We start from the raw sequence: 12,757 nt of genomic DNA on the forward strand, positions 1-12,757 counted from the left end.
ACGGTCAAGACCGCTGACCGCTCGCTGCGAGCAATTCCTTCAAAATCGTTGCCGGGTCGGCCCGCTGTTGCTTGCGGTAGCTGCCCACATGGCGAACGAATAACGTCGCGCGCGTCACCAGGCTCTTGCCCAGCACCGGCTTGCGATCCAACTCTTCCTTGATCCGTTGAAACTGCGCCTGGATCACCGCATCGGTGTAGCGCGTGCCGGTGGCCAGGTTGTCGATGTAGATCGCCACCGCACCGTCCAGCGCACTGCGGCCATTGGTGATCGCCGTGGCAAACAGCTGCGCGCTGGCCTCGTCCTTGGCGTCGATGGCCTGCTGGCGGCTCTTCTGCAAATTGATCAGGCGGATGTTGTAGTTGTTGATGGTCTCGGCCACCAGGGCCGCAGACTGAATCAGGTTGCCGGCCGCTTCTTCGCGCTGCTGGGCGATCAGCGAGACGTTGCGCTTGAGCTCTTCGTTGACCAGTCCAAGTTCGGCTTGCAGGCGCGGGTCGACGCTGGCGGCGATGATGCTGTCCAGGCGCTTGGTCGGGTCCTGGGCGTCGTCGATGGCGTCGGTCAGCGAGGCCAGGCGGCCTTCTTTCTGCCACTGGGCGAACAGTTCCTTGTAGCGCGAGCGGGGTGCCGACAAGGCGCCAATCGCCACGCGAAAGCCGGTGGTCTCGTTGCTTTGTTCGGTGCCGTCGGCGGCGAACAACGGGTACTCGCGGCGCATGCCGGTAAACAGCGTGCCCTCGCCTTCCAGGTAGTTGCCGCCCTTGACCACAAAGCCGCCGTAGGTGCCCTGGCGACGCCCGGCGTGCACCAGCTGGAACGATTCCTGGACCATTTCCGCCGCGTTGCCGATCACATCGAACATGCCGATCGGGTTGGGCAATTTGGTGCCGATGGGCATCAACCGTGCAGCCTGGCCGGTGCCACCGGCGACCTGGTTGAATACTGCGTAATCGGCAAGCGGGCCGTCGCTTTCACTGCCTTCGGTGCGCCGCGGGAATAGCCGGCCTTCCAGGTCCTGACGGCTGACCGCCTGGCCGCCGCGTGCGGCGAACTCCCATTCCACTTCGGTGGGCAGGCGCACAAAGCCCAGGCCGCCGTCATCCGCCGAAGCGCCGCGACCACTCACCGGGAGCAAGTCGCGGTGGTATTTCATCAGCCAGGCGCTGTACACCGCCGAGAAGCGCTCAGCCTCAAAGCGCGACAGCTTGACCTTGGGCAACCGCGCCGCCATGCCGGTGGGTACGTCGCACGCCGGGGCCGGCTCGCCGCTGGCCAGGGATTGCGCCTGGGACATGACCTGGGCGTATTGCCGGGCGGTGACTTCGTACTTGCCGATGAAGTACAGCATCGGCTTGAGCGGGGTCTTGGCGTCGGTCTTGGGCATCAGCGGGGCGATGACCTTGTTCCAGTCCTTGGGCAGGTCCTTGAGGGTGAACTGGCCGTTGATAAAGTCGCGGCGATAACCGGAAATGAACGACTGCTGGTAGCCCGCCTCGCCTTCGCTGAACGGGTAGCCGAGGCTGATCTCGCGGTCGTCCAGGGTGCCTTGGGCCAGCACATAGGCGTAGCGGAACACCATGTTGCCTTCGCAGGGCAGCGGCAGGCTGACGTCGTCCGGCAACGGCTTGGGGTTGTCCAGCTTGTCGCTTGCCTCATCGGCCCATGCCACGCAGGACAGGGTCAGCGCCACGGCGGCGCCCAGTAACTTATACATCTCTGATTCCTTCAGAAGCCTGGATACGCGCCACTCGCCAACCGCCACAGGCCGCCGCCACGGCGCTGACGCCCAGGACAGCAGCCAGGGCCAGGCCGTAATGACGCGCCAGCAGGTGACTGGCGTACTCGCCCGGCACCTGCACGAATAATTGGTTCAGGCCTGACTCTGCCAGGCCGTACAACACGCCGCTCAACACCGCGGCAAACCCTGCGCTGTAGAGCGCCTGCAACACCACGAACAGCAACAGCCCCGCCGTGGAAAAACCCAACAACCGCAGCACCGACAATTCCCGGCGCTTGCGTGCAACCGCCGCCAGCGCGCCGGCAAAAATCGCGGCAAACGCACCCGCCAGGGCCAGCCCGGCGATGATCCAGAACACGATCGACAGGTTGCGGCTCAACGACTGCACCTGGGCGATGGTCTGGGCCTGGGTCGACACCAGCACGTTCTGCCCGGCGAAATACACCCGCAGCGGCTCCACATCCACCAGGCGCCGCGCATACAAGCGGAACCCCGGGTAAACCCGCTGCTCACTCACGCCTACCGCATCGCCGTCCCAGCCAAACGCCGGCACGGCGCGGCCATCGCGATAATCTTCCGCCGCCTCCAGCAAGCCCAGAGGCGCAAACAATCCATCCCGGGCGAAGGCTTCCAGCGGCAACACCTGCAGCACTTGCAGACGAGTGCGTTGCGCCTCGACCCGGCCCGCCACCTGGCGACCGAAACTCGCCTGCAGCCAATCCCCGGCCTTTGCCCCGAGCTTCTCGGCGGCGGTATGGCTCAGGACGATTTGATCCAGGCCCTTGGGCATTGGCATGCCGGCCAGCAACGGGTCGTTGTCAGCGGTTGGCAGCATCTCCACCGTGACGGCGCCCAACTGCGCCGTCGCCGCAATCTGCCGGGTGCGCGGCAAGGCAAACGCCACGTCGCCGCGCTGGCGGAGCTGCTGGACAAATTCGCTGCTGAATCGACCACCGCCCAACGGAATAATTTCGCGGGTGGCCGGGTCGTTTTCCAAACGTTCGGTCAAACTGCCAACCAGTCCATATTTCAGGCCGAATAACACCAGCAGCGGCGCGATCACGGCCACCAGCGCAAGCACCGAACACACCGACAGCCACGCATCGTTGCGGTAATCCTGCCAGGCCAGGGAGGCCACCAATGCGATACGCATCAGCAGGCCTCCCCGAGGGTGGCGGTGACGCCGCCGTCGGTGTCGCGACGGCAACTGATGCGCCGCACCTGCAAGCCGCTGGCACGGGCCAGGGGTTCGTCATGGGTGGCGATCACGCAGCAGGCGCTGTTATTCCGGGCCTGGGCCAGCAGCGCCTGCATCACCCGCTCGGCGTTCAACGGGTCGAGCGCCGCGGTGGGCTCATCCGCCAGCAACAGTTGCGGGCCGTGGGCCAGAGCCCTCGCGCAACTGACCCGCTGACGCTGGCCCACGGACAAAGCCGCCGGCTTCTTAGCCAACTGATCGGTGATCTCCAACTGCTCAGCCAACCGCGCCACGCTGCCGTCGTCCTTCAAGCCCAGCAGTTGCCGCGACAGCGCAATGTTGCCGCGCACATCGAGAAAGCCCAGCAGGCCACCGGTTTGCAGCACATAACCCAGGTGCCGACTGCGCAAATCCGCCAGCGCGCTTTGCTGATCAGCCCGCCAAAGCCCGGCGATGTCGGCACCGTTGAAATCAAACTGCCCGACCTGATCCGGCGCCAATACCAGCGCCAGCAAATCCAGCAGGGTGCTCTTGCCGCAGCCGCTCGGCCCGACCACCGCCAGCTGTTCACCCGCACGCAGTTGCAGGCCCGGAATCACCAGGCTGTAGCGCTGGGCGCCCACGCCCCGGCTCTTGTGCACCGCGCTCAGGTTCAGCATTACGGCAGCGTCGACAACGGCACGCGGTACAACGCATCGCCCGGCTCGGCATCGCCGAAACGGACCCAATTCGCCACATCGTTGTGGAAGGTTTCGTAGAGGCGAATCTTCGAATCCAACTCGTCGATGAAGTCTTCCTGCTCGGCCACGCTCAACGACAGCCACAAGTCCTGGGTCATGTTCAGCGACTTGCTGCGGTACGGCAGGCCTTCCAGGTACTCGCCAAGGATGCCGCCGTCAGCCAGGTTTCCGCCTTTTTTCAAGGCCTGTGGATCGCGGCTCATATAGGCCGAGGCGCTGGCGATTTCCTGGAAGAAATCCTTCGGTGAGGTCTGGGTCTTGCGCGCCGCGTCGACGATCAGTTTCAGCGATTGCTGCAAATCGTTGAGCTGCAACTTTGTCAGCATCACGCACACCTGGAAGGCCGGCAGCGCGGTGTTGGTCAGGTCGCGGTCGGCGGTCCAGGCACTCACCAGTTGCGGCGCCTGGCTCGCGGTTTTGCGCCCGAGGAAATCCATGTGCATCGCATAACCGACGGCGGCGGACTTGTCTGCCAGGGTCGGCGCAGCGCTGAGCAGCGGCACCGGCTGCGGCGTATTGCTGCGCACCTGATGGACCAGGTTGGCAAACACGGTGCCGATCTCATCGACGCGCTCGCCGAACTTGCGCACATCCCCCCCCGGAACCGGCGTGTACAAATCGCCGATCTGCGGGTTGGCGTCGGCGGTCAGGGTGCGGTATTGGGTTTCGGCGCCGCTGTGGGTTTTCTTGCCGGCGTCGGTGCGCAGGTGCAGGGCGTAGATCTTGATCTGCTTGCCCAATGCCGCCTGGCGCACTTCGGCCTCGTTCATCTGGGTGGTGGCGAACGGGTCGTTCTTGCGCAACGCACCGGCGTCGGTCACCAGCAGGATCAGGCGTCCGCCGTAGCCGGACCAGTCCATGCCCTCTACCGCCTGCATCACCCCGGCGAACGCATCTTCGTTGAACGAGTGGCTGGACACGGTGGATGCCTTCACCTGCCGCGCCATGTCGAGGAAGCGTTGCGGGTCGCGGCCCTGGTCGAGGGTGATCAGAGTCTTGGCCACGTATTCCAGGCCCGGGGTTTTCTTGATGCTGTTGCGAAAGCCCACCAGGCCGAAGCTCACGCTGTCCAGCTCGCCACGCTCGGCGATGCGGGTCTGCAGCTCGTGCACCACGTCGCGCACCTGGTCGATATAGGGCTGCATCGAGACGGTGGTGTCGACCACCAGCACCACCGCGGTACGGAAGGCGTCGGCATCCGCCACGGGTGCGCGCGCAACGGCCTTGGCCACGGTGTTCGGCGTGTTGCCGGGGTCGATGGAGGCGACGTTGAGCAACTGCACCGGCTGGCCGTTCTCGTCGAAGCTCTCCTTGGAGTCGAAAATCGGCAGCAGGTAGAACTGGTTCTGCGGGACGGCGCTGGCAGTGGGTTCCAGGGCCAGCACTTGCTGGTTGTCCTCGCTGTTTTTCTGAACCTTGAGCAGCAGGTTTTTTGCCGCCGCAGGGTCGGCCAGCAGCTTTTCCACTTCGGCGGATTGGCGCAGGAACATCACCGGCGCCCGGCCCGAACGCTCGGTGAACCTGAGCACCAGGCTTTGCTTCCAGTCGCTGACTTGCGCCGCCGGCAACCAGCCGTCGCTGCGCCCGTCGGTGGCGGCGCCCACACGCAGCCACGGGCTGCCGTCGATGTCCTTGCGCTGATAGACATAGAGCACAGAAAACGCCGGCAAGCCTTCGCCCGGCGCCCCGGCCGCTTCGTGGGAAAGCTTGGCGCCCGGCTTGCTCAATACGCGCTGGAACAGGGTTTTCTTGCCGGCCATCAGCAACGGGCGTTGACCGCCGTCGGCCTCCACGACCACAGGTTGCGCGGCTGGCGGCGTAACGGTTTTGGCAGCCTCGACAACCGGCGGCGCGGCGGCTGGCGCGTCATCTTTCAGCCACCAGTAACTCGCACCGCCAATCGCCAGCGCGACCGCCACGGCAACCGCCGCCAACGCCAGCACCGGCCCACGGTTTTGTTCGGACACGGCGGAGTGCTGCGTCGGTGTCACTACCGGCTGGCGCACCGGTTGTGGCTGGGGTTTATCGGTCGGGATTTCGATGGAAACCGGCGTGAGTCCGGCCAGGTCATTCGAGACTGGAACCGGAATCGGCAAAGGCCGAATCAGCGTCGCCTCCACCTGCTCCTCCTTCGGCAAGTGGTCCAATGCCAGCAGCAACGCCGCCGCATCCGGGAAACGTTCCGCCGGGTCCTTGGCCAGCAACTTGCGCAGCACTTCCTGATAACGCCCGTGGTGCACCGGCAATTCCGGCAGCGGTTCAGTCAGGTGCGCCAGCGCCGTGGAAAGCGCATCGGTGCCGTTGTACGGCAGCTTGCCCACCAGGATTTCATAGAGCACCACGCCCAGCGCATACAGGTCGGCCCGGCCATCAATCTCCTGGCCCCGCGCCTGCTCCGGGCTCATGTAGCTAGGCGTGCCGACGGCAAACCCGGCCTGGGTGAACTGGGTGCGGTCATCCAGCGACTTGGCGATACCAAAGTCCGACAGCACCGCCGTGCCATCCGCGCGGAACAGAATGTTCGCCGGCTTCACATCGCGGTGCACCAAACCCTGGGCGTGGGCATAACCCAACGCCGACGCGATCTGGCGGATATACGTCAGCCCCTGCTCCGGCGTCAGGCCGGCAGCGATGCGCTCCTTGAGCGTGCCGTTGGGCAGGTATTCCATGGCCATGTAATACAGCTCACCGACATTGCCGATGTCATGGATGGTCACGGTGTGTGGGTGGGACAGGCGCGCCAGGGTCTTGCCTTCGCGCAGGAAGCGTTCGCAGAAGCTTGGGTCGGCCGCCAGCGCCGCCGCCATGATCTTCAACGCAACCTTGCGCTCCAGGGAGCGCTGGGTTGCCAGGTACACGCTGGCCATGGCGCCAACGCCAATCTCGCCTTCGATGTCGTAGCCGGGAATGATGATGTTCATGTCGACACCTTCACAACGATGGCGGTGATGTTGTCCGGCGCGCCGCGGTTGAGCCCCAGGTGCACCAGGCTGCGGACGATTTCATCCGGCTCGTCATGGCTCAGCACTTCGCGAATCTCGTGGTCTTCGACGGTCTTGTTCAGGCCGTCGCTGCACAGCAGGTAACTGTCGCCAGGAGCGATCAACAGGTCGACCGACGACAACGCCAGCTGCGCTTCCACACCAATGGCGCGGGTGACGATATTCGCCCGAGGATGCACCCGGGCGTCGGCTTCGCTGAGCAGGCCGCTGTCCTGCAAGTCCTGCACGTAGCTGTGATCGCGGGAGATGCCTTCCAGCACGCCGTCCCGCAGGCGATACAGGCGACTATCGCCGGCCCACAGGCAAACGCCGCGCAAGCCTCGGGTGGCGAGCAGCACCACCGTGCTGCCCATCATGGTCACGCCCCGGTGGGCGGTTTCTTCGCGCACCGCGCCATTGACCCGCAACAGGTCGCTGCGCAACGCCGCCGTGTATTCCTCAAGGGAACGGCCCACGGGCAGACTGCGCAGGCTGTCGACGATCAGGCTGCTGACGTAATCTCCCGCCGCGTGCCCGCCCATGCCATCGGCCACCACCCACAGGCCGTTTTCCGGCAGGTCGAGGCAGGCGTCTTCATTCACTTGGCGAACCATGCCGACATGGCTTTTGCTGGCGGATTTGAACGTGGACCGCATCTACACAACACCTTCTTGGCCGAGCAAAAATTGCGCAAAATCGCCGGCGGCAGGCAGGCCCTGACACCGCAATAAACCGGGGGAAATCTGTTGCGAGCCACGGCCCCACCACAAGCTGGCACCTTCACAGGCCAGCTCGGCGAGTGCGGTCATCCGCCCTTGCGGGTCAGTGACATCGACGCGCTGCAGGCTGGCGAAGCGGCGGCCCAACAGGCGTGGCTGGCAGGCTGGCGCACCGAGGCGGTCGATGCCGTCGCTGAACCCTTCGAACGTAGCGCCGGCATCCAGCGTGCTCAGCAGCAATTCTTCCGCCTGCTCAAACCAGGCGTCCGGGCCGCAGATGACGGAGGCCGGGTCGGTGTCGTGATCCAACAGCGCAGCCACCGTCAGCGGGAAATAGCGCCCCACCCGGTCGATGCTCGGCATCACCACGCCCACCGCCGCGTCCGGCCCGCACACGCCCGGCGCCAGCACGAAGCGCCACAGCGGGCTGACCAGGTAAGCGTTCAACCAGCCAGCCCCAAGGTGGTTCTGGCTGGCGAGCAATCCGGACGCCAGCCAACTGTCCCAGGGGCCGATAAAACTCTGTGGCAGCGCGCGGCTGACAAAGTCGCCACGGCTGGCCAGCTTGCCGTAGAAGCCCAACGTGGTCATAACCGCTCCGGCAGGCTGAAGCCGTTAAGCACGCGGCTCTTGAACGGGTTGAAGGCGCTGTTGGCCCGCAGCTCGTAGGAGATGCTCGCACCATCGACCCGCAGCCGCAGGTTGAAGCGGTCCGGCGAGTTGCCGGCGGTCAGATCCGATTGCTCAAGCAGCCGGAACCAGGCCCACGGCCCGTCCAGCGTCACGCCGGAACGCCCGCTGGCCGACGGCGGCATGATGGAAATGCGCACCACGCCAATGCTGCCGGGGTTGGGCCACTGCATCGCGACCGGGCGACTCGGGCCGTGGTCGTAGCTCAATTGTTGGCCGTCGAGGTCCAGCAGGAACTGGGTGATGGTCGCGTCCATCGCCACCGGCTTGAGTTCGAACCGCACGATCGGCTGAGTGCCACCGGCACGGAAAAACGCATCCCGGATGGTCGCCGCCCGCTGGAAGGTTTGCAGCACGCCCGGCGCAATGCCGAGCTTCTGCGCCGCGCCCGGCTGCCAGCGCCAGGTCTGCGTGGAGGTGTCGACGTAAGGCTGCAGGTACTTGCGGAAGTAGTTGTCCATCACCCCGCCCACCCCGAAGAACTGGCCGAAGTCATCCAGCGTCGCGTCCCGCGCACTGCCGGGCGACATCGGATAACGCCCGGCCAGGGACTGGCGATACACGTTCACCACTTCGCTGACCCACGCCGCGTTCAGTTGATTGCGCACCCCGCCCATCATGCTGTTGGTGGTGGAGTTGACCACCGACTTGACCATGCCCTGCACCAGCGGCGGCTGGCGTTCGGCATTCAGGCTGACCCGCGTGGCCGCAGCCGCCGCCTGGTTTTTCGCCTCGCCCAGCAGCGCATCGCCACTGGCGCCGACCATGGCGCTGACCTGCACATACAGCGCGTTCATGTCCGCAAGCAAGCCGTCGATGGCCGCGGGTTCGCCTTCGTTCTTGCTGACGATGCTGTTGAGTTCGGCGAAGTGCGCCGTCACCGGATCTTCACTGGCCGCCGGTGCATTCGCGCTCGGCTGGTCCTGACCCAACAGGCTGCCGAGGCGCTCCTTGAGCTTGTCCACGCCGCCTTCAACCGGCGCGCCCTTGGCGGCCAGCAGGCGTTCCTCCGCCTGCAAGTCGGTCTCCTTGGAGACCGCCACCAGCAGTTTTTTCAGCGGCGAGGTCGGCCCGGATATCACCCGCAACACGTCGGCCGCCTGGGCCACGCTGGTGATCGGCACAAAGTCGATATCCGCCAGCAAGGCGTCCCACTGGCGTTGATAGTCCTGGAAATACAGGCGACGCACATCGGCGGCGAGGCTGACCACGTTCTGTTGATCGGCCTGTTCGCGGCCCAGCACCCATTGCTCTTCAGCGAGGGTGCCGGTCTGGTTCAGGCTGGTCAGCAGGAAGCCCTGGCGATAACCCTTGGCGGTAAAGAAGCCGCTCAATGGCTCACCCAGCGGCTTGCCGCTCTTGCGACTGAACACCAGCGCCGCATCGCGGCCCGCTGCCTCATTGAGGCGGAAGTCCGGCACGCCTTCGGGCAGTTTCTGGCGTTTGATGCGGTCGTACACCCGCTGGGCCACCGGCAGTTGTTGCAGTTGCCGGCGCAGGTCGTCGATCAAGCGCGGGTCGAGACGGGCGCTTGGCGGATGACGTTCGAACAACGCCTGCAAATGTCCGATCAACGCCTGGCGCTGATCAGCCGGCAGGTCCCGCGGCAGGTTGCGATCCCAGTCCAGGGCGATCCAGGCTTTGATGAAGTCCGGGTCGTAATGCTCGTTATCGGCGAGCATCAGGTAGGCCTTCAAGCCTTCGTAGAGGAAATCGGAATTGCCGCCGCCATGCAATTGCTCCTCGATGCGCGTCACCAGACGGGGCGCGAACACGGCGATCAACAGCTTGCGGTAGACGCTGGCGGATTCGGCCTCAAGCATGTCGCCCTGATACAGGCCCAAGCCTTCGGACCAACTCGGCGAGTCGCCCGCCAGGTTCTTCACGGCATTGAGCAACGGCAATACCGCGAGCACTTCGCGCTGTGCCGGGCTCAGGTTCTGCACGGTCTGGCCCAGGGGCGCGACCTTCTGGTCGACCTGGGCGATATAGGCCTGGTTGGCGCGATAACTCACCCACCACAGGGTGCTCACCACCACCACCAACGCCACGGTTGCGGCCAGCACACCACGGGCAATCCACTTGCGGCGGCGCTCCACCTTCGGGTTGACGCCCACCAGGCCACGCTCGGCGAAGGCCACGGCGGTGAACAGTTTTTCGATGAAGTAGCTGCGCCCGGTGCCGGTCTGGCGCGCCAGGTGTTGGCGGTCCAGGTTCATGCTCTGGGCCATGGCGCCGATCAGGCGGTCAATCGGGCTGCCTTCCTGGGTGCCGCTGGTGAAGTACACGCCGCGCAGCAACACGCGTTCTTCGAAGGCATTGGGTTTGAACACGCCTTCGAGGAAGCCTTGCAGGCAATCCTTCAACGCGCCGAACTGCTGCGGGAAACCGTAGATCAGGTCGCGCCGCGCCGGGTCGCGTTCCTGTTGCAGGCGTTCCACCAGGCGCTCGTTGAGGCGCTGTTCCAGGCCGGCGAATTCGCTTTGCAGGTGGGCCAGCGGGCTGTCGCTGTTCTTGCCGTCGTCCAGGGCGAAGGTCATGCCCCACACCTGGGCGCGCTCTTCCTTGCTCAGGTTGTCGAAGAACTCCATGAAGCCCGGCACCAGGTCGAGCTTGGTGAGCATCAGGTAGATCGGGAAACGCACGCCCAGCTGGGTGTACAGTTCCTGGATACGCAGGCGGATCGCAGCGGCATGGGCAGCACGCTCGGCGTCGCTGCCCAGCAGCAGGTCCGAGAGGCTGATGGCGATAAACGCACCGTCAATCGGGCGCCGGGAACGCTGCTTTTTCAGCAGGTCGAGGAAGCCCAGCCAGGCGGCTTTGTCCACCGTGGAGTTGCTGTCCTGGGTGGTGTAGCGGCCAGCGGTGTCGAGCAATACGGCCTGGTCGGTAAACCACCAATCGCAATTGCGCGTACCGCCCACGCCACGCACCGCACCGGCACCCAGTTGCGCGGCCAAGGGAAAGTGCAGCCCGGAATTGACCAGCGCGGTGGTCTTGCCCGAACCCGGCGGGCCGATGATCACGTACCACGGCAACTCATACAGGTTGCGGCGCTCATCACCGCCCAGCTTGGCCTTTTTCAACAGGGCCAGGGCTTCGTCCATGCGCTGGCGCAGGGTCGCCAGCTCTTCGGCAGTAGCAACGCTGGCAGGGTCTGGCGGGGTTTCTGCGGCGAGGCTGCGCATCACTTCGGCCGCCTGACGGCGGGCCTGGATCACCCGGAATACGCGGTAGGCAATCCACACCGCGAACACCAGGATGATCAGCGCCCAGCGGCGCCCTTCCGGCACCAGCACGTCGAGCAACGGGCCCACAAACCAGATGATCAGGCTCAAGGCGATCAGGCCCAGCAACGGGATCACCCAGCGAATCACAAAACTGAAAAACGCCTTCACTCGACCCCCTCCGCCAATACGGTGATTTCTACCCGGCGATTGCGCGCGCGGCCTTCAGCGGTGGCGTTGGTCGCCACCGGCTCGGTGTCGCTGCGGCCTTCGGCGCTGAAGCGTTCCGGCTGGCCGGTCTTGGCCGCGAGAATCTCCAGCACCGACTTGGCCCGCGCCTCGGATAGCGCCCAGTTGGACGGGAACCGCAGGGTGGCAATCGGACGGTTATCGCTGTGGCCGGTAACGCGCACCTGGCCCTTGACCTTGCGGATGGCGTCGGCGATGCGCAGCATCAGCGGCTGGAAGTCATCGACGATGCTGGAACTGGCCGAGGCGAACAGTTCGTCGCCACGGATGGTCACCACGGAGCGGTCGACGGCATCTTCCACCGCGACGCGACCGGCCTTGATGTCTTCCACCAGGAAGCCCGCCAGGCGCGGCCGCTCGATGATTTTCGGCTGGGCTACCGGACGGTCGATGGCCTGCACCGGGATCTCGCCCAAGGCATGAATGTTCTTGAATACCGGCTCGGCATCCGACGCCAGTTTCATCCGCAACCCGAACAGCAACGCCAGCAGCAGCGCCACGCCGATGGCCACGGCGATCCACGGCGGCATGAATTGCGCCAGGCGATCGCGGGCCACGGTCACGCCACGCCAGTGGGGCGACAGCTCGCGCTCATGCTCACCACGGGCACTGCGAATCGCCGCCGCCGTGCGCTCACGCAGGGCTTCCAACTGGCTGCGGCCGTCATTCATCACGCGGTAGCGGCCTTCGAAACCCAGGCACAGGCACAGGTACAACAGCTCCAGCAGGTACAGGCGTTCGCGCGGGCTTTGCAGGCAGTGATCCAGCAACTGGAAGACCTTTTCGCCGCCCCAGGCTTCGTTGTGCACGGTGATCAACAGGCTCTGCTTGCCCCAGTCACTGGCACTGCCCCACGGGGTGCTCAGCACCGCTTCATCGAGGGCGGTGCACAGCGCGTAACGCGCCAGCAGCACGTCATTGCGCGCCACGCCGGCCGCCTCGGCACGCTCTTCGAACTGGCGCAGGTAGGCCAGCAACTGCGCACGCAGGCTCGACGGCGCAGGGTGCGAGATCGTATTGCGTAGGCGGGTCAGCAGCGACAGCAGCGGGCCGGCGGCGCTTTCCAGCGGGTTCAGGCCTTGGGCCTTGCCGGTCAAAATCGGTGCCGCAGGCATCGACAGCGGCGCCGGCTCTGCACGAACAGGCTCCGGCGCGCGGCCACCCGGGCGCGGCATGAACTGGGTGCGGTCATCGTCATTCGGATGCATCGCG

General features: G+C 65.3%; 8 protein-coding genes. All 8 read right to left on the reverse strand.

Annotated features, from left to right (window positions below; translation table 11 throughout):
* Nucleotides 1–4: 4 nt before the first annotated feature.
* The 8 genes from M2400_RS02370 to M2400_RS02405 are packed head-to-tail and all read right to left on the reverse strand — an operon-like array spanning nt 5 to nt 12,753.
* Nucleotides 5–1,717 carry an SUMF1/EgtB/PvdO family nonheme iron enzyme gene (locus M2400_RS02370; protein ID WP_177119974.1) on the reverse strand — a complete coding sequence of 571 codons (1,713 nt, stop codon included), beginning with the start codon at nt 1,715–1,717 and terminating at the stop codon, nt 5–7.
* Nucleotides 1,710–2,894, reverse strand: coding sequence for an ABC transporter permease (locus tag M2400_RS02375; RefSeq protein ID WP_259195449.1), 1,185 nt, complete (start codon nt 2,892–2,894; stop codon nt 1,710–1,712). The genes M2400_RS02370 and M2400_RS02375 overlap by 8 nt, the downstream gene beginning before the upstream one ends.
* Nucleotides 2,894–3,598 (reverse strand): ABC transporter ATP-binding protein, encoded by a 705-nt coding sequence (locus M2400_RS02380; protein ID WP_177043702.1) that lies wholly within the window; start codon nt 3,596–3,598, stop codon nt 2,894–2,896. Before M2400_RS02380 ends, M2400_RS02375 begins: the two co-directional genes overlap by 1 nt.
* Complete coding sequence (locus M2400_RS02385; RefSeq protein WP_259195447.1) at nt 3,598–6,600, reverse strand: serine/threonine-protein kinase; 3,003 nt, start codon at nt 6,598–6,600, stop codon at nt 3,598–3,600. Before M2400_RS02385 ends, M2400_RS02380 begins: the two co-directional genes overlap by 1 nt.
* The gene (locus M2400_RS02390) at nt 6,597–7,316 is read right to left on the reverse strand and encodes a PP2C family serine/threonine-protein phosphatase (RefSeq protein ID WP_177043700.1); all 720 of its coding nucleotides are present in this window, start codon (nt 7,314–7,316) and stop codon (nt 6,597–6,599) included. Before M2400_RS02390 ends, M2400_RS02385 begins: the two co-directional genes overlap by 4 nt.
* Nucleotides 7,317–7,970, reverse strand: a complete 654-nt coding sequence (gene tagF, locus M2400_RS02395) for a type VI secretion system-associated protein TagF (RefSeq protein WP_177112365.1) — start codon at nt 7,968–7,970, stop codon at nt 7,317–7,319.
* Nucleotides 7,967–11,467, reverse strand: a complete 3,501-nt coding sequence (gene tssM / locus M2400_RS02400) for a type VI secretion system membrane subunit TssM (protein ID WP_177079159.1) — start codon at nt 11,465–11,467, stop codon at nt 7,967–7,969. Before tssM ends, tagF begins: the two co-directional genes overlap by 4 nt.
* Nucleotides 11,464–12,753, reverse strand: a complete 1,290-nt coding sequence (locus M2400_RS02405) for a DotU family type VI secretion system protein (protein WP_259195445.1) — start codon at nt 12,751–12,753, stop codon at nt 11,464–11,466. The genes tssM and M2400_RS02405 overlap by 4 nt, the downstream gene beginning before the upstream one ends.
* Nucleotides 12,754–12,757: the final 4 nt, after the last annotated feature.

The sequence above is a fragment of the Pseudomonas sp. BIGb0558 genome (assembly GCF_024807515.1).
GTDB classification, from domain to species: Bacteria; Pseudomonadota; Gammaproteobacteria; order Pseudomonadales; family Pseudomonadaceae; genus Aquipseudomonas; species Aquipseudomonas yamanorum_A.